At 44.4% G+C, this 24,081-nt stretch carries 23 protein-coding genes and 1 pseudogene; 13 read left to right on the top strand and 11 right to left on the bottom strand.

Features of this window, described 5'->3' with window-relative positions; genetic code table 11:
- Positions 1-206 precede the first annotated feature (206 nt).
- Positions 207-1,151, top strand: coding sequence for a DMT family transporter (locus ABXT70_RS12820; protein ID WP_443640849.1), 945 nt, complete (start codon positions 207-209; stop codon positions 1,149-1,151).
- 74 nt (positions 1,152-1,225) lie between these two features.
- Here ABXT70_RS12820 and ABXT70_RS12815 read toward each other — a convergent pair whose 3' ends face one another.
- Entirely contained in the window at positions 1,226-1,810 is a 585-nt protein-coding gene (locus tag ABXT70_RS12815; protein WP_443640848.1) for a CIA30 family protein, read from the bottom strand.
- A gap of 755 nt (positions 1,811-2,565) precedes the next feature.
- Between ABXT70_RS12815 and ABXT70_RS12810 the strand changes: the two genes are divergently transcribed.
- Positions 2,566-3,234, top strand: a complete 669-nt coding sequence (locus ABXT70_RS12810) for an HAD-IA family hydrolase (protein ID WP_443640847.1) — start codon at positions 2,566-2,568, stop codon at positions 3,232-3,234.
- 102 nt (positions 3,235-3,336) lie between these two features.
- Positions 3,337-4,362 carry an MBL fold metallo-hydrolase gene (locus ABXT70_RS12805; RefSeq protein ID WP_443640846.1) on the top strand — a complete coding sequence of 342 codons (1,026 nt, stop codon included), beginning with the start codon at positions 3,337-3,339 and terminating at the stop codon, positions 4,360-4,362.
- A 107-nt stretch (positions 4,363-4,469) separates the two neighbouring features.
- Here the strand turns inward: ABXT70_RS12805 and ABXT70_RS12800 are convergent, their stop codons facing one another.
- The 7 genes from ABXT70_RS12800 to ABXT70_RS12770 form a co-directional block, all read right to left on the bottom strand.
- Positions 4,470-4,922 (bottom strand): MaoC family dehydratase, encoded by a 453-nt coding sequence (locus ABXT70_RS12800; RefSeq protein ID WP_443640845.1) that lies wholly within the window; start codon positions 4,920-4,922, stop codon positions 4,470-4,472.
- A gap of 38 nt (positions 4,923-4,960) precedes the next feature.
- Positions 4,961-6,646: an acyl-CoA synthetase gene (locus tag ABXT70_RS12795; protein ID WP_443640844.1), complete on the bottom strand. Its 1,686-nt coding sequence runs from the start codon at positions 6,644-6,646 to the stop codon at positions 4,961-4,963.
- A 62-nt stretch (positions 6,647-6,708) separates the two neighbouring features.
- Positions 6,709-7,572 (bottom strand): DUF6279 family lipoprotein, encoded by an 864-nt coding sequence (locus ABXT70_RS12790; protein ID WP_443640843.1) that lies wholly within the window; start codon positions 7,570-7,572, stop codon positions 6,709-6,711.
- A gap of 351 nt (positions 7,573-7,923) precedes the next feature.
- Positions 7,924-9,984 carry a CocE/NonD family hydrolase gene (locus ABXT70_RS12785; protein ID WP_443640842.1) on the bottom strand — a complete coding sequence of 687 codons (2,061 nt, stop codon included), beginning with the start codon at positions 9,982-9,984 and terminating at the stop codon, positions 7,924-7,926.
- A gap of 58 nt (positions 9,985-10,042) precedes the next feature.
- Complete coding sequence (locus tag ABXT70_RS12780) at positions 10,043-10,249, bottom strand: hypothetical protein (RefSeq protein ID WP_443640841.1); 207 nt, start codon at positions 10,247-10,249, stop codon at positions 10,043-10,045.
- Entirely contained in the window at positions 10,249-11,025 is a 777-nt protein-coding gene (locus ABXT70_RS12775; protein WP_443640840.1) for a Bax inhibitor-1/YccA family protein, read from the bottom strand. The genes ABXT70_RS12780 and ABXT70_RS12775 overlap by 1 nt, the downstream gene beginning before the upstream one ends.
- A gap of 213 nt (positions 11,026-11,238) precedes the next feature.
- Positions 11,239-11,460 (bottom strand): hypothetical protein, encoded by a 222-nt coding sequence (locus ABXT70_RS12770; protein ID WP_443640839.1) that lies wholly within the window; start codon positions 11,458-11,460, stop codon positions 11,239-11,241.
- Positions 11,461-11,479: 19 nt separating this feature from the next.
- Here ABXT70_RS12770 and ABXT70_RS12765 point away from each other — a divergent pair, with 19 nt between their 5' ends.
- On the top strand, positions 11,480-12,514 hold the full coding sequence (locus ABXT70_RS12765) for a phytoene/squalene synthase family protein (protein WP_443640838.1): 1,035 nt from the start codon (positions 11,480-11,482) through the stop codon (positions 12,512-12,514).
- 232 nt (positions 12,515-12,746) lie between these two features.
- On the opposite strand, the pseudogene ABXT70_RS12760 reads toward ABXT70_RS12765, so the two are convergent.
- The 3 genes and pseudogenes from ABXT70_RS12760 to ABXT70_RS12750 all read right to left on the bottom strand — a co-directional run.
- Positions 12,747-12,860 (bottom strand): annotated as a pseudogene (locus ABXT70_RS12760) (IS3 family transposase); the annotation flags it as partial.
- Positions 12,861-13,192: 332 nt separating this feature from the next.
- Positions 13,193-13,852: a uridine kinase gene (locus tag ABXT70_RS12755; protein WP_443640837.1), complete on the bottom strand. Its 660-nt coding sequence runs from the start codon at positions 13,850-13,852 to the stop codon at positions 13,193-13,195.
- A gap of 409 nt (positions 13,853-14,261) precedes the next feature.
- Positions 14,262-15,431, bottom strand: coding sequence for an ROK family transcriptional regulator (locus ABXT70_RS12750; protein ID WP_443640836.1), 1,170 nt, complete (start codon positions 15,429-15,431; stop codon positions 14,262-14,264).
- Positions 15,432-15,746: 315 nt separating this feature from the next.
- Here ABXT70_RS12750 and ABXT70_RS12745 point away from each other — a divergent pair, with 315 nt between their 5' ends.
- From ABXT70_RS12745 to ABXT70_RS12705, 9 genes are all read left to right on the top strand, one after another.
- The gene (locus ABXT70_RS12745; RefSeq protein ID WP_443640835.1) at positions 15,747-17,054 is read left to right on the top strand and encodes an ABC transporter substrate-binding protein; all 1,308 of its coding nucleotides are present in this window, start codon (positions 15,747-15,749) and stop codon (positions 17,052-17,054) included.
- Between the two features lie 125 nt (positions 17,055-17,179).
- A complete protein-coding gene (locus ABXT70_RS12740) occupies positions 17,180-18,046 on the top strand; it encodes a carbohydrate ABC transporter permease (protein WP_443640834.1) in 867 nt (288 codons plus the stop codon).
- Between the two features lie 11 nt (positions 18,047-18,057).
- Positions 18,058-18,888 carry a carbohydrate ABC transporter permease gene (locus tag ABXT70_RS12735; protein WP_443640833.1) on the top strand — a complete coding sequence of 277 codons (831 nt, stop codon included), beginning with the start codon at positions 18,058-18,060 and terminating at the stop codon, positions 18,886-18,888.
- A 14-nt stretch (positions 18,889-18,902) separates the two neighbouring features.
- Entirely contained in the window at positions 18,903-19,907 is a 1,005-nt protein-coding gene (locus ABXT70_RS12730) for an ABC transporter ATP-binding protein (RefSeq protein WP_443640832.1), read from the top strand.
- Positions 19,904-20,677: an L-iditol 2-dehydrogenase gene (locus ABXT70_RS12725; RefSeq protein ID WP_443640831.1), complete on the top strand. Its 774-nt coding sequence runs from the start codon at positions 19,904-19,906 to the stop codon at positions 20,675-20,677. The genes ABXT70_RS12730 and ABXT70_RS12725 overlap by 4 nt, the downstream gene beginning before the upstream one ends.
- Positions 20,677-21,588: a mannitol dehydrogenase family protein gene (locus ABXT70_RS12720; protein ID WP_443640830.1), complete on the top strand. Its 912-nt coding sequence runs from the start codon at positions 20,677-20,679 to the stop codon at positions 21,586-21,588. Before ABXT70_RS12725 ends, ABXT70_RS12720 begins: the two co-directional genes overlap by 1 nt.
- Positions 21,507-22,175, top strand: a complete 669-nt coding sequence (locus ABXT70_RS12715; RefSeq protein WP_443640829.1) for a hypothetical protein — start codon at positions 21,507-21,509, stop codon at positions 22,173-22,175. The genes ABXT70_RS12720 and ABXT70_RS12715 overlap by 82 nt, the downstream gene beginning before the upstream one ends.
- Positions 22,172-22,861, top strand: coding sequence for a nucleoside/nucleotide kinase family protein (locus ABXT70_RS12710; RefSeq protein ID WP_443640828.1), 690 nt, complete (start codon positions 22,172-22,174; stop codon positions 22,859-22,861). The genes ABXT70_RS12715 and ABXT70_RS12710 overlap by 4 nt, the downstream gene beginning before the upstream one ends.
- Positions 22,862-23,084: 223 nt before the next feature.
- On the top strand, positions 23,085-23,906 hold the full coding sequence (locus ABXT70_RS12705) for an alpha/beta hydrolase (RefSeq protein ID WP_443640827.1): 822 nt from the start codon (positions 23,085-23,087) through the stop codon (positions 23,904-23,906).
- Positions 23,907-24,081 lie beyond the last annotated feature (175 nt).

The raw sequence follows: 24,081 nt of genomic DNA, 5'->3' as shown, positions 1-24,081 counted from the left end.
CCAGCTTTCGGAGCAACTTCTACGGCGCTCTGTCTTTGATAAGGTTTAAAGAATATAAGTATTCTAGGTCTAAGTTTTGCCACATTTGTGGTAGTTTTGAATGTGGGGTAATGTCCATTTTAAATTTATGTCACTAATCGAAGTATGATTTAGTGAGGGCCATTAAATCTTAATCTTGTTTTCAGTATTTTTAGAAAAGGCGGTTTGTGTTGTTAGAAAAATTTACCCCCGCGACCCGCGGAGCGATACTTCTTGTTTCTGGAATCTCTATTTTTGGTTTTTCTGATAATCTAACTTTGCTTGTTTCTGATCAGGTGAGCGTGGGGCAATTCCACTTTAGTCGTTCACTGATTGCAATGTTTATGGTCTTCGGACTTGGACGAGTATTTGGACTTTCCGTCATACCCAAGTACTGGAAACCAATTCTTATAAGAACATTTTTTATGGTGACATCAATGCTTCTTTTTTTTGGTGTCATGCCAATGATGCCAATCGCAGAAGCAGGTGCAGGCCTCTTCACTTCACCAATTTTCGTTTTAATTTTTTCAACAATTTTTTTCAAAGAGCGTATTGGCTGGCGAAGGATAGCTGCGGTAATTATTGGAAGCTGTGGTGTCTTATTGGTTTTACAGCCAGGTGCCGATGGCTTCACCTTTTATCAAATAATGCCAATGATGGCCGGGGCATGCTATGCACTAGGCTCAATAATTACCTACCGTTATCTGCGTGACGAGAGCCCTTTAGCCATTCTTATGAGCTTTATAGTGAGTATAGGGTTATGTGGATTTTTAATTACCACATTGCTAACTCTTTTCCCTGTTGCAACTGATTTAGTCGAACAGGCTCCGTTCCTTTTTATGGGTTGGCAAAGTGTTGACGGCATGTTTTGGCTTTGGATGTTGATAATCGCTGCATTATCTTCATGTGCTTTATCTTTAATGACCCGCGCATACCAATTAACTCTAACGAGCTATGCCGCAGTTTTCGAATATGCTTATCTAATTTCGGTTGGGCTTTTCAGCTGGCTATTCTGGGGAATTGTACCGAATGGCATGAGTTCTATTGGAATTTTACTCATTATTTTCGCTGGGGTTATTATTGTGTTGGCGCCCCAACAGCCCAACGAAGAGAAGTTGTATACTGCCGTTTGAAAACGTCAAAGTGACGTTCCTTTAAAATATAATTGCCTATCAACGTGGTTTATTTTTAGTATCTTGGGTCGCCGCTAGTAGTAAAAATCTATTGTTGCGACAGAAATGTCAGATGTGAAATCACGGCCATAAGCAACAATCGCAAAGGTTCTTATGTTTTTAGCGTACAAGGTAGAATTCCGTACGCGTTTACGTTCGAATGTATTAAAAGGTAAGTCAACGACTTCCCAGTTAGGGTTTGCCTGAAATGAGGCTGAATAATAATCAGAATAAGATCGGGTATCATTAGTTCGAATAAAAATATGATAAGTTTCACCATTCCCGCGCACATTCAAGCGGACACCCTGGAGTTCTTTGCCGCCTTTTTCAGAATTTGCAAATGAGATTCCTGAACGTAATTGAATAAAACCACCATTATTCCTTGTGCTCACATTGCCAGTGAGTTTTGCAAACGATATCTCTCCATCTTGCTCTAGAGTAACCTGTCCATTGGACACGCCCCCCATTGTTCTGTCACTAACATACTGCCAATACTGCGCGCTATTGGGAGTAAACGGAAACCTAAGGTCTTCTTCAGCAGCAGAAGTGGTCGCTGTAAGACTTAACATCATTATAAATAGTGCTTTTTGCATATTAAAATTACACGGCAATTTAATCATAGTAATAATCCAACTTTCGTTTGATATGTTCTATTAGTATTCTTGCTGTAGTCGTTGCCCTAGGAGATTTTATAACGAGCGGCACATCGAGCATATGAAACACCCTTATTGGGTAGGCCGTCACAGCACCTTGTGGCAATTATCTTGCTACACCAATCTACTAATGACTTATTCGTCTCTGATCGTGATTATAACTAAGAAATGACCAACAGGAATCGTTTAAAACTTCTGAGATCCAAACAAGGTCTCCGAGATCTTGCAGAATAAAACTCTAGCTGAGCTCAACTTAATCCTTTTTTAAAGGTTTGGCTTTAGGATTACATTAGTTTTACAAAATTTGACTTATTTTTACAGACCAGTTGTAGGATATGTAAATGTAGATTGTTAACATACTGGTTAAAAATAAGGCAAGTCATCAAGTACAGTCTGACTGCAACTCGTCCCCTCATAGTTACCAAATTTTTGCTACACCATGCGCCTGAAAATTGAATCATGGAGTATTAAATCAGACCAAATAAGAAGGGTTTTAAATTGTAAAAATTATTGTACTGATGCACTTAGCAATGACTGCTTTTTTCCATCTCATCTAATGCTAGCTATGCCGAAAAAAGTCATAATCTTCGATTGGAATAGCATATTTTGGTGGTGACTTAGGCTATTCAAATGTTAAATCCACATCTGCGGAAATGCCATCAATTAGCTATTACCAAACACAGTATGTACAACATTAACAATATTTTCAGGAGACCTATATAATGACCACTAGAGCAATTTTCTTTGGATCTATCGGCACCCTTGTTGAAACATCAGAACTTCAACGGCGCGCATTTAACCAGGCCTTCTCTGAAGCTGGGTTAGACTGGAACTGGGGTGTCGAAGAATACCAACAGCTGCTGATAAAGTCAGGGGGCCGTGAGAGAATTCAAGACTTTGCATCCCAATGCGGTATGGATGTAGATGCGCAACAACTGCATCAGCGGAAAACTGAAATTTTTGATATGTTGATGACTAAAGAAGCATTATTGCTTCGCCCTGGAGTATCCAGAGTGATTAGCCATGCATTAGAAAACAATTTACTGCTGGCATTCGTAACAAGTACATCCCAAGCCAATGTTGCTGCAGTGTTTGTTGCACTTGGTGATCAAGTGAAGAGTAGTGATTTTAATTTTATTGGCAACGATTTAATGGTTTCTAAGTCTAAACCAAGCCCTGATATCTACCAAAAAGCATTGGCTGACCTAAACCTCCATGCACAAGAGTGCGTTGCCATAGAAGATACAGCAACCAGCATGAGTGCTGCATTAGCTGCGGGCATCAGATGTATTGGCTTCCCAGGTGCATTTGCAGTAGCCGATGACTTTAGTGGCGCCCTACATACCACAAACCATCTGTCTCCAGATCATTTGGAAGACCTACATGATTAACCAAAGTTTTCTCTTGCATTGCTGTTAGCTCATCGTACTTCCTGAGCCAGTAACTAAGGGGGTTAAAAAATCTTTATAGAGTTTTTATAGGCTAGATAACGTATGTACCTTGTTAACTTTTTATCATATGGAAGGCGTTATTCCCTAGCGCTATTAGCTGGGGTGCTTGTTGTATTCACGCTACAGTCTTGCACTGCCGCTGAAACCTTTAATAATTCAGACTCAAGTGTCATCCCAAAAACACTTGGTGATGTCATTGAATGGCGAATGACGAGAGACCCATCGCCAGAACCCATTGACATAAAAGTTTCTAATGAGTGGCAGAGTCTTGACGCTAAATCAACTCACTACGCAATTTGGATCGGTCATGCAACATACCTACTTAACACTGGTGATGTAACTGTACTGACGGACCCAATTTTTTCGGAGCGGGCATCACCTGTAGGTTGGGCTGGCCCTAAACGGCTAATTCCACCTGCAATGTCACTAGAGCAGTTGCCCAGTATTGATGTCGTAGTAATTAGTCATAATCATTACGATCACCTTGACTTGCCTAGCCTCAAAGTGTTGCAAAAAAATAACCCCAACTTGGTTTTTTTGGTGCCACAAGGAGACAAAACATTATTAGATTCACACGGCTTGAGTAATGTTTCTGAATTCAGGTGGTGGCAAAACATTCAAATTAATCATACTGAGTTTACCTTTACACCTGTGCAACACTGGTCAGGTAGGGGTATAACTGGACGCAACACCAGTTTGTGGGGAGGTTGGTTTCTGAAGAGCCCAAGTCTCTCAGTTTACCATGCGGGTGATACGGGCTACTCCAATGACTTTGTTGTCACCCAAAAGCGGTTGGGGACTCCAGACGTTGCCTTTATTCCCATTGGAGCCTATAAGCCTAGATGGTTTATGAAAAACCAACATGTTAATCCAGCAGAAGCTGTCCAAATTGCCTTGGATTTGCAAACAACGCGTTCATTTGGCATGCACTGGGGTACTTTTGTGTTGACTGATGAGCCGATCATTGAACCGCGCACAATGCTCGGCCAAGTCCTTAAGGAACGCAACTTGGCGCCTGACTTTTTTATAGCGCCAGCACCTGGTGCCATCCTAAGTATAGCTCGATAGGGTATGACAACTTAAGCCATATCTCACGCTCAGCTGCATCAAAAAAGTTGTTTCGATCTACAGTCTTTTCTCTTATACCGTGGCCAGTTTCACTTGGCCACTACAAATCATATGGTAGTGGCTACTCGGTTAAGCAAGAGGATTTTGCCTTTTGCTTCTGCGACTAGTTCGCCGTTTTGATTGATACAACTGGCAGAAATGATGGCGATACCACCTTTATGCTTAGGCTTGTCAATTTTTTCTTCTATGGTCCAAGTCGTGGTAAGGGTATCCATGGCTCGCACTGGTGCGATAAAACGGCAGTTGTGTTCAAGGTAGGCTACTACTGTGCCAGCGAAATAATTCCCCAAAGGGGCTGTCATTAAGGCTGCTGTTAGGGGGCCGTGAAGGATGCGAGTTCCGAATCGAGTGTTCTTGCTGAACTGCTCATTCACATGCAATGGGTTAAAGTCACCGAACAATCCAGCGCCCATCACAATATGTGTTTCTGTTACCGTGAGGCTGGCGCCGAAGCGTTCATTTAGTTCAACTTCATCGAAGGCTTTGCCTTGAATATTCATATTAATCCTCTGATTTTATGTGAGGTTTAAGGTAATGTTTAAGAATCTAACTCACGTAGTTTACGGCGAATTACTTTGCCTGTCGTGGTCATAGGTAACTCCTCGATAAATGCCACTTGTCGCGGGTATTCATGGGCGGCCAAGCGCGACTTTACATGGTTTTGCAGTTCTCTAGCCAATAATCCTGTGCCTTGATAGCCATCATTGAGTACCACAAAGGCCTTGACTATTTCGGTGCGTTTTTCGTTGGGTACGCCAACCACGCCGACCATCTTCACCGCTGGATGTTTGATCAGGCAATTCTCAATTTCACCGGGACCGATGCGGTAGCCGCTGCTGGTAATTAGATCGTCGTCGCGACCCACGAAGAGGATAGAGCCCTGCGGCTGCTGGATGCCCGTATCGCCTGTTAGCAACCAGTCGCCAATGAACTTCTTGCCGGTGGCCTCGGGATCATTCCAATAACCAATAAACATCACCGGGTCTGGCCATTTAACCGCAATATTGCCTAATGTGCCTATGGGCAAGCGCTTGCCCTTCCCGTCGACAATGGCGACCTGATGCCCTGGAACTGGGCGGCCCATGATTCCAGGTTCTTGGGGCATGATCGAGGTGCAGTTTGAGACGATCATATTGCACTCAGTTTGGCCATAAAATTCGTTGATGCGCACGCCAAAGCATTGCTCACCCCACTGCAGCAATGCACTGCCTAAAGATTCGCCACCGCTGGCGATGGAGCGTAATCGGGTGTTCCAGCGTTGTTCGGGATGGTTTACTGTGCGCATCATCTTAAGGGCGGTGGGGGGTAGAAAGACGTTGCGAATGTGGTAATCGGCAATTAGTTTGAAGGCGGCCTCTGGCTCAAATTTAATGAATCGGTGTGAGACTACCGTGATGCCGTGGTGCCACGCAGGCATTAGTACGTCGTAGAGTCCTCCGATCCAAGCCCAGTCCGCTGGGGTCCAGAAGCGATCTCCCGCTTGGGGCAGGAAATCATGCGACATCTCCACTCCTGGTAGGTGTCCTAGCAAGATGCGATGACCGTGCAGGGCGCCTTTAGGCTGGCCAGTGGTGCCAGATGTATAGATAATCAGCGCTGGGTCGTCTAGAAGGGTTTCCACGGGGCAGAACTGGTCACTCTGTTGTTGCCGTTCGGCGTGAAAATCCACACAGTCTTGGTAAGGTCCTTCAATGTTGAAGATGTGACGCAGTTCGGGCAGCTGCTGACGAATTCGGGCCAGTTTGGCTGCGCCTTCACGATTGGTGATGATTGCACGGGCGCCGCTGTTGCCAATCCGGTATACTAGGGCTTCCTCTTCGAAGAGGCAAGAGAGCGGCACCGCAATGGCTCCCAGCTTGTAAGTGGCCACATGACCATAGCCGGTTTCAGGAGCTTGAGGCAGCAGTACACCGATACAATCTCCTTTGCCTAAGCCCCTTGCTTGCAGTAAATTTGCAGTCTGGTTCGACAAGCGCCGAAGGTCGGCGAAACTATACTCTTGTGTCTCCCTGTCTTGGCCTAGGTGAATAAGAGCCAAACGCTCTGGATCCTGCTCGGCCCACTTGTCACACACATCCACGCCTATATTGTACTTCTCGGGCAGTTGCCATACGAAGGAGCGTTCTAGGTCGGTATAGTTTGTAGCTTGGTTTAGCATTTTAAACCTCTGTTGGAGTATTTCATCGGCGAACATTAAAACCAGTTTAGCTGTTGCCTTGCTCAAGGAAATTTATCAATATAATCGAATTAATATACACATTTTATTACAGAGCTATGGCGCTGTAGTTAATCACTTAAATCACGGAAGTCTACGATAAAGCCATTTAGTTTTTTAACTAGCTTACTGCGCTGCTGGTTTGTTAATGTTTGGTTTAAATCAAATAATAACTGCATTATTAGGCGTTTGTTTTTCTCAATAACGCGACGATAGCTAGCTGACCTAAGTTGGTCGGGGTTGGCGAACAATACCATTAGATTTTTTTCCAGTAGCTGTTCATCGTGGCGCTCAGCTATTGCTGCTTGCATTCTAGTGCGCCATTGAATAGCCTGAACTAATGAAAACTCTTTGGTCGGTACCATGCTCCCCGCCCATTGTGCGATTAAGTCGTTTTGCTCCTCATTTAACTTGCCAATGACGTCAACTATTTTTTTACTAACATAGGATTCACGCTTTTCTAAAGTTCGTGCGCTAGTGCCACTTTCAATATCCTTGGCATCCTCTTCTTCTTTTTCAATTAACATCTCAAAGAAGTCGTTAATTTGTTGATCATTCAGATTTGATATAATGTCTGCAGCAGCAGGTAGGGTTTTAATAACGATTCGTTGCCAGCTGTCTCTGAGGCTATTATAGGACTCTTCCAATTGTTCAACTGTCATGCCGCTCTCTAGCCCTATAGAGAGTTTTTCTAGCTGGTCGGCGTATTGGGGCAATTCATCACTACGATGCCAATCAAGTAGTTGGGAAATCTCGTCTTTAACCAGCAAGCGTTGGTCTCGATTAAATTTAACATAATCTTTTAGCTCCCAGTACAAGCCCCAATCTAGAAAATTATAAGCAAGTTTAATGGTGCACCCGCTAGCAGACACGCTAATAACAAGCACTGCCAATAGAGCACGCAAAGCCTTGTAATTCAGCTTTAGTATTCCCATTGATCAAATTACCTCTTAGTTGTTATTAACTTAACTTAACTCACATAGGCGTTGAGGAGTTTGCTAATGCCCGAATGACCAAACTATTTATGACAATATTTACCGTCTACTGCTTTGACATTTTTTATCTGCGTATCGAGGCTAATTATGAGTCTCAATAACAACGCTTGAGACTCATGAGTGCTGGGGATAGGGGAGTCGGAAGTATTATTTATAGCGCTATATATTTGATTATCATTAGTCATATTTATTTACGTGTACCCAAGCGTTTGCCAAAAATCCAATCTGTCTAAGTGAGCTAACCAACAGCGCGTTACTCGGTGGCACACGCCAAACGTGAACGACTTTGGGTTAGAAATGATCGCGTAGATATTTTTTGTTCCATTTTTTTTTGAAAACTTCTCTGCCACCTTCACAGGCTTTAGATTGTGCTTGCAGATAAAAATATTCTTGGTCACAGGTTAGCACTGTTGTTGTCTTAGTGGTGATTTGCCAGTTGCCACGGCCGTGCTCCCAGTTCGATTCGTATTCAGCCCTAGCACTCAATGGGTTGTCGTCAGTTATCGAAAAACGTTGCAAGAATGTTGACCCCATTTCCATTTGAGATTGATCAAATCGGCTTTTGCCATTGTCTGCAAAAATTTCTAATGTGGTGACGGCTTTAGATTTATCTCTGATTTGACTTCTTGTTTGTCTCACTTCGCGCAAAGTTGTAGTGGCAAGTGGTTCGCCCATTTTTGTCTCACCAAACTCCGTGAGTTGTGCATTTTTGGCGCTAGATTTTCTAGTGGGTATATTGACCAAGCTCGATTTTGACCTGATGCCAAGTTTAGTTTTAGTCGGCGATGGCCAGGCCATTGGCCAGTAGCTAGTCGATATTGCTAATCGCAGTTGGTGACCCACTGGCACAATATAACCAACGTGATTAAGCGATACCTCGACTAAATATTCCTGCCCCGGGATTAATGACTCAGGCACCGATTTACCGTTTCTTTGGCTCAGATTTAAGATACCGCGGGTAATGAGGGTGCTCGAACCATCAGGCCAAACGTCGCAAAGCCTTAGCGCAATTAGTGCCTGAGGTTGATCGCTTGTAATGGTTAATTTTGCAATAGCATTGCCAAGTATTTCAATATTTGAATCGAGAATTTGTGTATCAAATGCCAATGAGCCAGCATCTTCCGATTGTTGGTCTGCTGGCAGTTCATCGGCTGGACCGAAGGAGAACCAAGGCATATATTCCCCTGAGGAAAAACCGACCGTCTGTGGCGACTGCACTTCAAAACGACATGCCTCGGAGGGTGTAGTTGAGAGCCCATTGTCTGACAAATGATATTGCTTATTCTCGATTTGCTGCGACGGCCAATAATCCTCGCCCACCCAACGACCAGGTCTCTTATCGTAATAGGTCTGAGGACGAACACTCTCCTGTAAATACACCTGATAGGTTGCCTCATCCATGATGCCCGTATCAATGTTTTTCAACCATTGATCAAACCAACGAGAAGCATCAGGAAGAAAGTTGAGTGTTGGCCCGGGTATCCCAAGATGGGGATAGCGGTGCGACCACGCACCCTGTAAACCACGAACTGGAACCGACAAATTTTCGAGTAATCGTGACACTGTGTTGGGCCAACAGTCTGCATGGCCACTGACGGCATAAACTGGAATTTTTATCGCATCGTAATTAGTTCTGACCGTATTGGTGAGCCAGTAGTCATCTTCGTGCTGGTGGCTTAACCAATGTTCTAGATAGTGAGGTGCATTTTCTAGGCGTTCAAACCATAGGTCTCGCCAACCCTTGCCCGCCAGTTCAGGGTCGGGTGGACGGGTATTGTATCCAAACATCATGGCTGCCCAACCGATGGTTTGGCCGACCATGCAACCCATGTAATACCCTGCATCATCATAGTACCGAGATTCAGTTGCTCCCAGTACAATCACCGTTTTTAGCGCTTCTGGCGCGCGCTGTGCTAATAGCAAACCAATGATGCCACCCCAAGAAATTCCAATAGTGCCTATCTTGCCATTGCACCAACTTTGTTCCACTAGCCATTCAATCACAGCCACACCATCGTCAATTTCTTGATCTGTATACTCATCGTAAAGAACACCATCAGAACTGCCAGAACCACGCATATCAACACGAATGCAGGCGTATCCTTGAGTAGCAAAATAGGCAACGGTGGCTGAATCTCTTAATGCACTGTAATCATCTTTGCGATAGGGTATATATTCAAGAATTGCTGGGACTGATCCACAACCCTCAGGTAACCAGACCCGTGCACCCAAGCGTTTGCCATCAGGCATTGGTATCCATAAGTGTGGCGTGCAAATGACCTTCATATTTATTCCATAGGATAGTGGCAAGTTATCGGCTGCAGCCAATTGTGGACGTTTTGAATTAGCCATGGCAATGGCTTCTTTAGTTCTAAGGCCATGAACATAGAGGTGGTGGCTCCTTCCAAAGCTAAATAAACTGCTGGACCAACACAATGCCGCCGACCAGTGCGAGGGAATACAATAAAATTTTCCATATTGAAAAATTCCGCGCTGACCAGTCAATACGATCATCTCGCTCTGTCTGCTTCTTAGAGGCTTTAAACTGACCGAGATAGAAAAAAACAGCTAATGACAAAACTGCCATGGAGCCAAAGACTAATGTATTGGCATCCATTAGCGACTTCTCAGTTTAGCCAGTAGCCTGAGCATTTCAAGATAGAGCCATATCAGCGTCACCATCAGAGAAAAAGCACCGAACCATTCCATATATTTGGGTGCGCCCATCTCTGAACCCTGTTCAATGAAATCGAAATCCAACACTAGATTAAGTGCGGCAATGGCGACGACAAACAGACTAAAGCCAATACCAAATAAACCGTTTGAGTGAATAAATCCTATGCCGCCAGAACCGAACATATTCATCACCATGCTAACCAAATAAAGCATGCCAATCCCCATGGTGGCTGAAGTCACCATCAAGCGAAAATTTTCTGTGGGCTTAACGATGCCCGTTTTGTACAGGAACAACAATGATGCAAGAGTACCCAACGTCAAACCTACCGCCTGGATCACAATACCTGGATATTGCATCTCAAAGATGCCCGAGATAGCACCCAAAAATAGGCCCTGAGATAAAGCATATAGCGGCGCTGTGATACCAGACCACTGCTTTTTGAATATAGTCACCAGAGCAAATACAAAGCCCATGATCGCACCACCAATCGCGAGCGGCATCACCGCTGCTGCGTTACCACTTTCAAAGAACAGGTTCCAGGTCCAAGACGCTGACAACACCACCAATGCCAGTAAGATACCGGTCTTGTTCACCGTCCCCTGCAGAGTCATGGTCTGTGACGACGTTGATTGAATGCCACCTGTCTGTGATGATGACTGGGCATTTTTGCTGAACGTATCTGCCCTCAACGCCGGGTTGCCTGAACGACCGAACATCTGTAGCGCTCTATGATTTGACATATATTTAATCCCTAGGTCTAAAAATAAAAATTCCTCCCCAAACGCTCCAATGTGCTAGACGTCAGGATCGGTTAAAGCTTATAACAATGATAGCCGAATACACTCCCCAACCCAATATTGTTGGGCAAAAAAAATTTTCCTCAAAGCGCGCGCCTAACTGCACTATCGACCGGTGTGGTTCGGCTAATCTTAAGCTGGCCCTTTGAAAGCTACTAATCGAATTTCCGTAGGCACAAACGGTGTATTAACCTCAAGCGATACAGTTTTTGTTGGCCTGCCATAACCTTGATTAAGTATCGTGGTAGCAGCAGCAATTCTAGCCGAGTCACTCTGGCTTGATTGCATGACATCTACAAGTGTATCCAGTGCGTCATATGCCAATGTGCAGACCAAGACTCGCTTGTTGGCCATTATCGGTTAAACTTAGTTTATGAAACGATTTCGGCTGACAGATACCAGTGACTATACGGACAGTGAGTATCAAGACTATATTCTGCAGGGGGTATCACGGACCTTCGCGTTAACTATTCCGCAGTTGTCAAAGGATCTTGTGCAGGTGGTGGGCAATGCCTATTTATGGTGTCGTATGGCCGATACCATTGAAGATGATCCGCAGGTTTCCTTAGCTCTGAAAGGACAGTTTAGTCACCAACTAACAGGCTTGTTAGAGAGCCAAGAGTCGACGGCTGCTTGGGCGGCCGAATTACAGCGCCAGCTGCACCGCGATACTGCGCCAGCTGAGCTCGATTTGATTGCCAACAGTCAGCGTATCCTGAACTTATTTCGCAGCTTTAGCCCGACCCAGCAAAGCATTATCCAGCAATGTGTAACCACTATGGTGCAAGGCATGATGCACTATCAAGCCCACCAACCCCGCTCGGGGTTACCTAATATACCAGCACTCAACGACTATTGTTATCATGTGGCTGGTATTGTCGGTGAAATGCTGACGCTGCTCTACTGTGATTACTCAAGCAAACTAAGGCACAGTCAAGCCCAGCTTATGCCCTTGGCCGTGTCCTTTGGCCAAGGTTTGCAAATGACCAATATTCTCAAGGATATTTGGCAAGACCAAGATCGTGAGATTTGCTGGTTACCGCAAGATGTTTTTAGCAAGTACAACATTGAATTGCAGGTTTTATCTAAGCAACGCACTAATCCTGATTTTCACCGGGGGGTGAGGGAGCTGGTGGCTATTGCCCATGGGCACCTGCAGGACGCCTTAAGCTACACGTTAATGATCCCAAAGGCGGAGCAGGGCTACCGTAACTTTTGTCTGTGGGCCATTGGTATGGCCTTATTAACCTTAAAGAACATCAATAAGCAGCCAGATTTTCAACAAAGTTCACAGATTAAAATATCCCACAATAAGGTTAAAATCATCTTTGTCGTGACCCGCTTCATTGGTCGCAGTAATGGCTTGGTTAAGTTGTTTTTTAAACGCGTAGCCCGCGGTTTGCCTTAATAGCAGTTCTCTTAAAACAGGGTAATATGGCTACTTTTGGTGTTTCATTGATGACGCGCCTAAGGTCAACCTAAATGTCAGCCTTGTGCAGCACTATGGCCATACTCATGCTCTATAGGCACTGTTACCCTAGGCTCCTGAGACAGCTAAGGACTTGCACTAAACCAACACCAGCAGATGCATTAAGGTTGGTCTAGGGTGCCATAGAGGGCACTGATACGCACCCATTTTTCTAGACACCCGCTTGGTTCCTAAAATAGTTATTTTCAAACTCCATGGGTGACAAGTCACCGTTATTTCCATGGCGTCGTGTTGGATTGTAAAACAGCTCAATATAATTGAACATACCTATGATGGTCCTTTCCAAAAGTTTGGTTAATTGGCCCTGTAGCCGACTAATAAGCATTTATATAATAGTGGTAATAGTAAAGTTATAGAGCGCATGTAACAGTCATAGGAAGGTCATACATCACAATTAAGGAGTTAGTCATAAGAAGCGGCAATTTCAGCTAGTATCGAGTTCAACATGGTTGCTTTTTCATTACCAATTCTTTGGTGAATATCATCATCCTCGATTCTAATCATCAGGTAATTATTAACCAATACTATTTATCCAATTATTGGTACACATCATACTTCAATGCACTTTAAATGGTTTTTTTGCGTCCCCACACCAAATTAGGTGTAGTCCTGCGACAACATCAAATCGCCATCGTAACTATCGCTAATGACCAGTTGCACATTCACTAAATCATTTTGTGTTGCTCGTAACTTAGCCGCTTCTGGGTCTAGCCCATATTTGATCCATCGCTGTTGCAAGCGGTCGCGAAGGGCTTCAATAGGTGGGCAAACCAATACGGTAGCGTCAAACACTTCGCGTAAAGAAGCCCATGGCTCGGTTTTCAGTAATAGGTAGTTACCCTCGACCACAATCACTTGAGTGTCTGGGTGGATGGCAATTGAGTTGGCTATAGCCAAGTCCATATGCCTGTTAAAGTTGGGGTGAAAGGTTTCCACGTTGGTGGTTGAAAGGCTTTTTACCATTTCGCAAAACCCGTGCGCATTGAATGTTTCTGGCGCGCCTTTGCGGTCCAGCAGGCCTCTTGCAATCAACAGTGGGTTATCTAAGTGATAACCGTCCATCGGCAACATTGAAGCCATTGGTACGGTTGCATTGGCATCATTATTGAGGTGTTCAACCACCAACTCTGCAAGTGTTGATTTGCCGGAGGCCGGTGGTCCAGCCACTCCTACAATAGTTCGATGCCCCTTACGTGTCTTGCTCTTTACAAGTTCACAGACCTGAATTATGTCTTGTTCTATAGAGGTTGTGCTCATTGGGTCGTTTTACCTTATGTCCATTAAGTGAATAAAGTGCCCAACCATACCCTTAAATGGTATGGGTTTTGGCAAGTGTTAGTTAAGCAAGGCCAGCAATAGGAAAAGTGTCAAGGCCCCAAAAGCTACTCTCAATATAGTAAATTCTCTGGGCCCAATTAATTCATACTGTAAGGCGCCACGGTTAAGTAATGAATTAGCAGCAAAGGCTAGCAGGGTTACTAGCGTGGTTAATATAAATGGTATGATTTTAGCCCCTATAATTAGGGGCTATCGTCTGTATGTTGAAATGCATTTAAATATCGTCAATTTTTTCATTGTACTTGGCCCTTAAAAATTCACGAATACGCTCTATTGGGCTGTATATATGCTACAAAATGGGATTAGGGCGAGTTATGCCCTGATGCTATTAATGTTCACTGTGTTTAGTGGGGGGGCGTCCCAGAATGCTAAGCATAGGCAAGCATGCTGCTCCAATTGATTGAGCCAATGAACCAAGTTCCCCAAGTTTCACATCACACGTGATGATGCCTTCAGTGTGAAAGTCTTGCACATGATGTAAAGTCCTATTAATGATCCTATGCAAAACAGATTTAGGCAATCCACCATCCAGAACAATGGCCTCAATATCGATGAGTGACCAAACCCCAATTAAGAACTGTGCTAAAGCGCTTGAACAGTCCTCAACCCATTCATCAAGGCAGAGGATGGTCTCTTTGCATGTGATCTCATCCAGTGTAGTAAGGTCTAACTTTAACCCCTTGCGATCAGCATGTTCTATGAGTGAATATAATGATGCCCGGCTGAGCAATGGTTCAAATGAGTGACCTGATTTTTGCGCAGTTGATAGGTGAGATTGTGAGACTGGAAAAGGCGCTACCGCTGCGGAGTTTCCGTGCGGACCTGTGCGAAGGGTGCCGTCAATAACCAACCCTCCACCAATCAAAGTACCAATGTTGACGTACAGAAAATCTTTATGAATTGCGCCTGTGCCAAAAGTTAACTCCCCAAGAGCAGCAGATGAGCCGTCGTTTTCAACGATTAAGCTATCTACACCGGATAATTTGAATAGGCTAGTGACCAAATTTGAGCTCCAAGACTGATCAATGACGTTGTTTGGTGGCAGAATCGATTGCCAACCTTCCCAAAAATAGGGGGTTGATATACCCACACCAACGATATGCCTTCCATTTAATTCTTTTGATGCAAGGAAGTCATCCAATTCCTTTTGACTCAAGGATTTTAGCTTCTCTTGCTGAAGGAATCCAACTGGTATAGTGACGCTTTTCAAAATATTCCCAGTGAGTTCAACGGCTACAAACTCAAAGCGACTGCGCCCAACATGAATCCCAACAAATATGTTTTTGTCTGAAATGCTATAAATAGTGGCCGGCTGGCCGCGTAGGCCTTTGCGCTTTTCGTCATCTTCCTTAAGGTAGCCCAACTGGCAGAGCTTGCGCACAATTTGTGTGACCGCTGGGTGAGTCAAATTTACTTTTAGAGAGACATCAGCTTTCGATGCTCTTTTGTTAAGCCTAAATTCATTAAAGACCCTTTTTTGGTTCTCGTCTAGGCGCATCAGTGAAGTTCCTTTTAGCGATGTGAATGGCTCGAAACCAAGTGCCTAAGGCATTCGATCGTAAATTTAGTTTTATTGGTCGGCCATTTTAAACGTTCTTTAAGTCAATATAAAACAATTTAAGTCAATTTAAATGAGCTGAATAAGCTAAACCTTACTGGCGAGAATAGTCTTATTTATTTATTAAAGCAACTAACATTAATAATTGACAAGTGTAAAAGCTTGAGTATATGATGAGACATCGGCTTGGTCGCCGACGAAGTAAATTATAAAAATATCTATCAAAAATTTATAAATCTAAATCCTCCGGAGGATATGATGAAATTAAAAAATACCATACTTGCTGCGACAGCTCTGTCAGCGGTTAGTGCGCTGGGAGTGCAGGCAGATGTAATCACTGTGGCTACAGTAAACAACGGTGACATGATCCGTATGCAAGGTTTAACAGATGACTTCACTGCTAAAACTGGACACACTGTGGAGTGGGTCACACTTGAAGAAAACGTTTTAAGGCAGCGTGTTACTACGGACATTACCACTAAAGGTGGATCCTTTGACGTGATGACCATCGGTATGTATGAAACCCCAATTTGGGGAGCAAACGGTTGGTTAGTTCCGCTAGATGACCTTTCAGCTGAATATGATGTGGGTGATCTTTTGCCAGCAATGGCAGGTGGTTTGTCTCATGAAGGTACCCTTTATGCTGCACCATTCTATGGTGAAAGTTCAATGGTTATGTACCGCACAGACCTAATGGAAGCTGCAGGCATGGAAATGCCAGCTGCGCCTAGCTGGTCATTTATAGCTAAAGCTGCGCGTGCAATGACAGACCGTGATAACGAAGTTTATGGTGTGTGTATTCGTGGTAAAGCAGGTTGGGGTGAAGGTGGTGCATTTATTACTGCAATGTCCAACTCGTTTGGTGCCCGTTGGTTTGATGAAGATTGGAATGCACAGTTCGATTCACGCGAATGGTCAGACACGCTTAACTTTTACGTTAACATGATGAATGATGCAGGCCCTCCAGGCTACTCAACCAATGGCTTTAACGAAAACCTTTCGCTCTTTCAACAGGGTAAATGTGGCATGTGGATTGACGCCACTGTGGCAGCGTCTTTCGTAACAAATCCTAAAGACTCTACTGTTGCAGACAAGGTTGATTTCGCTCTAGCACCAGATAATGGTTTAGGTGTGCGGTCTAACTGGCTTTGGGCATGGGCTCTAGCAATTCCTGCTGGCACTCAGCAAGAAGCTGCTGCGAAAGAGTTTCTTGAGTGGGCAACTAACAAATCTTACATTGAGCTAGTAGCAGCTAAAGAAGGTTGGGCTAACGTTCCTCCAGGAGCACGTACCTCACTTTACAAGAATCCAAACTACATGGCAGTTCCTTTTGCGCAGATGACATTGGATTCAATCCTGTCGGCTGATCCAACAAACTCAACCGTCGATCCTAGCCCATACGTGGGTATCCAGTTCGCGGCTATTCCAGAGTTTGCTGGTATCGCAACAGAAGTTAGCCAAGAATTCTCTGCAGCCTATGCTGGTCAGCAAACTGTGGCAGAAGCACTAGCGAAGGCGCAAGCCATCACTAACGAAGCTATGGAAGCAGCTGGCTACCGCTAAGCTGTTCGCTTTAAACCAGAGGGCATAAGTTACGGCCCTCTGGTACTATTACCTAACACAACCCACCTTAGTAGACTCTTAATTTCGTGTGATTTGGCACTGTCCTGTCACCGGAGGAAATACATATGTCCACCAATGCATCCCGATCCGCCGCGCGAGTAATGATGGCGCCAGCTGTGATCCTACTTTTAGGCTGGATGTTGGTGCCGTTAACCATGACCTTTTGGTTCTCTTTTAGAAAATTCTTACCCATGCGTGGTGGTGATCTTGGCTTTGCTGGCTTTGACAACTACGTGCGGTTTTTGACATCAAGTAGTTTTTGGCCTGCTGTTCAGACGACGCTTATCATCGTTATCAGTGTATTAGTGATTACGGTTGTGCTTGGCGTCCTTTTAGCCATGCTTTTGGATCAACCCATGTGGGGACAAGGCATTGTGCGTATTTTGGTGATTGCGCCATTTTTTGTCATGCCTACAGTGTCTGCATTACTTTGGAAAAATATGTTCATGGACCCAGTCAACGGTCTATTTGCCCACCTTTTTAAGGCTTTTGGCGCTGAACCGGTAATATGGCTCACTGACGCCGCATTACCCTCCATTATTATGATTGTTTCTTGGCAGTGGCTACCGTTTGCAACTTTAATTTTATTAACGGCTAGACAATCTTTAGACAGTGAACAGATGGAAGCTGCAGAAATGGATGGCGCACCACTTTTAAAGCGTTTTTGGTTTATCGTATTACCTCACTTAGGGCGCGCCATTACAGTGGTTATTTTAATTCAAACCATCTTCATCCTCTCAACTTTCGCTGAGATTTTTGTCACTACGTCAGGCGCTTTCGATACCAGAACACTGACTTATTTAATTTTCCAGCGCATTACTGATTCACAAAATATTGGCCTTGGTTCGGCTGGTGGCGTTTACGCTATCATTTTAGCCAATATTGTAGCGCTGTTTTTAATGCGCATCGTTGGCAAAAACCTAGATGCTTAAGGAAGGCTCAAATGGCACGTTCTAATTCAATGCAGCTGAAGATGCTGACCACCGTTGCTGCATGGTCTATCGGTCTAATGATTTTTTTTCCCATTTTATGGACTATTTTAACGAGTTTCAAAACTGAGGCGCAGGCCATTGCCAGCCCACCTCTTTTTCTTAACTTTGATTGGACCCTAGAAAATTATCAGGTGGTACAAGAACGCTCAAACTATATGCGTTTTTTATGGAACTCAGTTTTCATCGCCGGTGGCTCAACACTTTTGGGTGTGCTAATTGCTGTGCCTGCTGCTTGGTCGATGGCATTTGTGCCATCTAAGCGAACTAAAGATATTTTGCTTTGGATGCTTTCCACTAAGATGTTGCCAGCGGTGGGAGTCCTTTACCCTCTTTACCTGATTTTTATTGAACTGGGCGTACTTGATACTCGCTTGGGTTTGATTGTGGTTTTGATGTTGATTAATCTGCCCATTATTGTGTGGATGCTGTACACCTATTTTAAGGAAATTCCTGGAGAAATACTTGAGGCGGCTCGTATGGATGGGGCGACACTTAAATCAGAAATTTTCTACGTGCTGATGCCCATGGCAGTTCCTGGCATAGCGTCGACGATCCTACTCAATGTCATTTTAGCTTGGAATGAGGCTTTTTGGACACTCAATCTGACTGCTGCAAAGGCTGCACCTCTCACAGCTTTTATCGCCAGTTACTCAAGCCCTGAGGGGTTGTTCTACGCCAAACTAAGCGCTGCCTCAACCATGGCTATCGCTCCAATTCTGATCCTAGGCTGGTTTAGTCAAAAACAACTCGTACGTGGCCTAACTTTCGGCGCCGTAAAATAATAAGGACCTTACTCATGGGACGCATTGTACTTGATCAAGTTAATAAGAGCTTTGACGGTGTGGAAGTTATACCACCCTTGGACTTGACCATAGAAGATGGAGAATTCACCGTATTTGTGGGACCGTCAGGCTGTGGAAAATCGACACTCTTACGCCTTATTGCAGGCCTTGAAGATTTAACAGGAGGCCAAATTCATATCGATGGTAAAGACTCTACACAATTGGCACCGGCCAAGCGTAAATTGGCTATGGTTTTTCAGTCATATGCTCTTTACCCGCATATGACTGTGCGCAACAACATCGCTTTCCCACTTAAAATGGCTAAGCTTGGCCGAGACAAGATTAATAGCAAGGTGATGGCAGCAGCAGAAGTGCTTAACCTAACTGATTATCTTGAGCGCCGACCAGGGCTTTTATCAGGGGGACAACGACAGCGTGTGGCGATTGGTCGAGCCATCGTGCGCGAACCCAAAGCCTTCTTGTTTGACGAACCACTTTCAAACTTGGACGCTGCCTTGCGGGTTGAAATGCGACTTGAAATTGGTGAATTGCACAAACGACTGGCCACAACCATGGTTTATGTAACTCACGATCAGGTTGAGGCCATGACTATGGCTGACCGAATTGTGGTGTTAAAAGCGGGTAATATCGAGCAGGTAGGTAGCCCACTTGAGTTATACAGTAAGCCTAAAAACGTTTTTGTAGCGGGTTTCATTGGCTCGCCTTCTATGAACTTACTTAAAGGACCTGAAGCCGTCAAATTGGGTGCGAAGACCATTGGCATCCGGCCCGAACACCTTTCGATTTCAGACCAAGAAGGGGTATGGTCTGGCATTATTGGTGTATCAGAGCACCTAGGCTCTGATACCTTTTTTCATGTGAAATGTGACGCTTTTCCAGAACCGATTACGGTCAGAGCAAGTGGTGAGGTTAGCCTGCATTATGGAGAAAAAGTGTTTCTTACTCCAAATCATGCACATCTTCATCTGTTTTCAGACGATGGATTGAGGCTTGCATGAAGCGACTTGTTGGTAAGTGTGCCCTCATCACGGGCGCAGCTCGAGGCATTGGACTCGCCTTTGCTGAGGCCTACATAAAAGAAGGTGCTCGGGTAGCAATTGCAGACATTGATATTGAACGCGCGCGCAGATCAGTCAGTGACTTAGGCCCTGCAGCTATTGCTGTGGAGATGGATGTGACCCAACAAAAGAGTATTGATCGTGCTATTAGCCAAGTTGTGGATGCATTTGGACAAATAGATATTTTAATCAACAATGCAGCCATTTTTACAGCTGGCCCCATCGTTGATATAGATCGTGTAGATTATCAGCGTGCGTTCGACATTAATTTTTCAGGCACTCTGTTTACCCTGCAAGCTGTGGCACGACACATGATTGATCAAGGTATTAAGGGCAGCATTATCAATATGGCCAGTCAAGCAGGGCGCCGTGGTGAACCGCTTGTGGCTGTTTATTGCGCAACCAAGGCAGCTGTGATCAGCCTCACGCAATCAGCTGGGCTCAACTTAATTCAACACGGCATTAACGTCAATGCTATCTCTCCTGGAGTTGTTGACGGCGAACATTGGGATGGGGTTGATGCGTTCTTTGCTAAACACGAAGGCAAAGTTCTGGGCCAGAAAAAGCAAGAGGTGGGAGAAGCGGTGCCTTATGGAAGAATGGGGCAGGCCCAAGATTTAACGGGTATGGCTATTTTTTTAGCAAGTGATGAAGCTGAATACATTGTGGCACAAACCTATAATGTTGATGGAGGTCAATGGACAAGCTAATGATATTATCAAATCAAAGTCTGAACAGCCTACCAGATATCATTTCTAAACCCACCTATGACCGCCGGGCACTGACACCTGGCATTGTGCATATTGGACTGGGTAATTTTCATCGTGCGCATCAATCTTGGTATCTTCACCGCTTGCTTGAAATGGGTCTTAATCATGACTGGGCCATCATTGGTGCAGGGGTTCGTCCCTTTGACACTGAGCAACGAGAAAAATTATTATCTCAAGATTGTTTGAGTACTTTAATTGAACTGGACCCGTTGGGAAAATCTGCCGAAGTGGTCGGATCAATGATTGACTACGTGGCCATCGAGGATGGCAATGGCCCTTTGATTGCGCAAATGGCAGATCCTGTAATACGAATTGTCGCCCTTACTGTGACAGAGGGAGGCTATTACATTGATCCTGTGACTAAGGCTTTGAATAGTGCACATCCAGACATTGAGTATGATGCGGCTAACCCCAGTACACCGCGCACTGCCTTTGGCTCAATTATCGCAGCGCTAAAAATACGCTGTGAACGCAACATTGGACCTTTTACCTTACAAAGTTGCGACAACCTTCAAGGTAATGGTGACATCCTACGGCAAACTATTATTTCACTTGCCAGAATGTCAGATGTGAAATTGGCTCAATGGATTGAGGAGCAATGTACTTTTCCAAACTCAATGGTCGACTGCATTGTGCCAGCAACTGGAGCTAGAGAGTTGGAGTTAGCTAAGCAAATTGGAGTTGACGATCAAGTGCCGGTGACCCATGAAAATTTTCGTCAATGGGTACTTGAAGATGCTTTTTGTGCAGGTCACCCAAATGGGAGAAAGTGGGTGCTACCTTTACTGATAACGTGCATGGTTTTGAAACACAGAAGATTCGTATCCTCAACGCAGGTCACCAGATCATAGTTAACATTGCAGAGATTTTGAATATAGAAACGATTTCAGAGGCTATGGAGCATACACAAATTCATGCATTTTTTCTAAAAGTTCAATCTGAGGAGATTGTACACCATGTTGCTCAGGTTCCAGGAATGAATCCTCAACAGTATGTAAACCTGATAGAACGGCGGTTTTCTAATCCAGAAATTATTGATACCGTGCGCCGGGTAGCCTTTGATGGATCGTCGCGCCACCCAGGATTTATATTACCTACAGTTCATGACGGCTTGGCCGCAGGTGTATCAGTTGAAGGGTTAGCTTTTGTAGAGGCAGCATGGGCACGCATGTGCGAGGGAACAAGAGAGGATGGCAGCATTATTGAAGCCAATGATCCTTTTTGGGACACCTTAATGAAAACGGCAAAGAAAGCAAAAACGGAGCCACAAGCTTGGCTAGAAATGCGTAATACCTATGGCAGCTTAGCAGACCAACCCCGGTTTAAAAGTGCTTTTTCTAGATGGTTGTTAATGATTTGGGACCTAGGTGTAGAGACTGCATTAGCGTCTTATTGTGACAACAGGGTGCCAGTGCAATATGAAGAGGGACAAGTATGATCCACTCTGATCACCAGTTTCCAGTCATAAAAAAAGGTGAGCTGTCAGAGGTTTTTCTTGCAGAACTCGCGGCTATGATATTAGAGCGGACGACTAGTGATGGCAGGCTCGTTATTGCTATCGTTGGGGCCCCAGGGTGTGGTAAGTCTACGGCGACCGATGCGTTGGAAGTCTTGCTAGCACAGAACAAAGAAATAAAAGTACAGGTTGTTCCGATGGATGGTTTTCATTATGACAACGCGATCTTGGAGCAGCTTGGGATGACTCAAAGAAAAGGTGTTCCTGAGACGTTTGATGTGGGTGGATTGGACGCAGCCTTAAAGCGACTTACAGACAAAAATCAGACCGAAAGTATTGCCGTTCCTGTATTTGACCGTAACCGTGACATCTCCCTTGCATGTGCCAGATTGATTGACAAAAAAATGACCGTGCTGTTGATTGAAGGTAATTATTTACTCTTGAAAGACGGCCCTTGGTCGCACCTCAAAAAGTATTTCGACCTTTCTGTAATGATTCCATGTGATGAAGTGATCCTGCGCGCAAGATTGATATCACGGTGGAAAAATCTGAACTACAACAACAATAATTCCACCATCAAAGTAGAACAAAACGACATGCCAAACGTGAAACTAATTGTCCAGGAAAGTTGCTCTGCCGATGTGAATTTAAAGTGGAATAAAAGTTAATTGATCATCAATTTTTGAAGGCCTCAGTCTCTGCGCTGCTGGAATTAACTCAACAGCGCAGATGCAATTCGATTTTTGGTAGTTAGTGTTTTGGTTGAACAAGGTTATATAGAATGATATTACAAGCTCAAATTGGCACAATCGAAGCCGCTATAACAGCTAGGGCCACTAGTGTAATACCTTTTAAACTAGGGCAGAAGTCATTGCTTGATGAGGCCTTAGCATGACGAGTGTGATTATTGATCCTATTGTGAAAAAGAAATTCTCATATGGCCCTAATAATGATCAATTTGGGCACTTGTATAGATCTCCTACGGACCAGAAGTTACCCGTTATGGTGGTTATCCATGGTGGCTATTGGCAACACACAACAGACCTAGATGACTATCCAACAAAAGCTATTGTGGAACATTTCCAAAACCATAACTTGGCGGTATGGAACCTTGAGTATCGCCGTATGAATGTCCAAGGAGATAATGTCACTGCGCCTTGGCCAGCGGTATTTGAAGATGTCGCGGCAGGTTTAGACTTTTTGTATTATATTGAAGAAGTTGCCAACTTAGATCTTAATAAAGTTCTCCTAATAGGCCACTCTGCGGGTGGTCACCTTGCAGCATGGGCTAATAGCCGTGATCAAATTAAACCTCACTCTGAGCTTTATAGAGACCATTTTTTGCGACCCAAACATACGATTAGTATCGCTGCAGTGTTGGATTTTGATGGTGCTCATAACCTTAGTCAGCCCCATCAAGTTGAGCGCCTTATGGGTGGCACTAAAGTGGATTGGCCCCTGCGTTATGCTGCATCAGATCCAACACAGCTAGCCCATGGGCAAGCTTCAATATGTTTGGTCCACGGAGGTTTAGACGAAGACGTGCCTATATCTCAGGCTCAAAGCTATGTTGCTCATTCTAGTAACGAAAACTTAACTTTAGAAGAGATGCCCACCGCGGGGCATTTTGGTATGTTGCCGACAGATGAGCAACCGGCTCCATATTGGCCACAACTTATTACTTTGATCAACAGTGCTCTTGCTAGGCTCTAAGTCAGCAGTAATCGACGCGGTGTAAAAATACTGATGCGATTGGTTTCGCGGATGTGGGGTGCTGAAAAGGCCCACTAAAAATTACATTAGATTTTGTTTGAGTAAATGAAAGGTGCAGGATAATTTGAGCTTTGATTAACACGTTATAATTTTTGTTCGGATTTTTCGATATATT

It is taken from the genome of Candidatus Njordibacter sp. Uisw_039 (assembly GCF_047730075.1).
In the GTDB taxonomy this organism is placed as follows: domain Bacteria; phylum Pseudomonadota; class Gammaproteobacteria; order Pseudomonadales; family Balneatricaceae; genus Njordibacter.
Note: the sequence above shows the minus strand (reverse complement) of the source record. Positions and strands in the feature narration are given on the sequence as shown.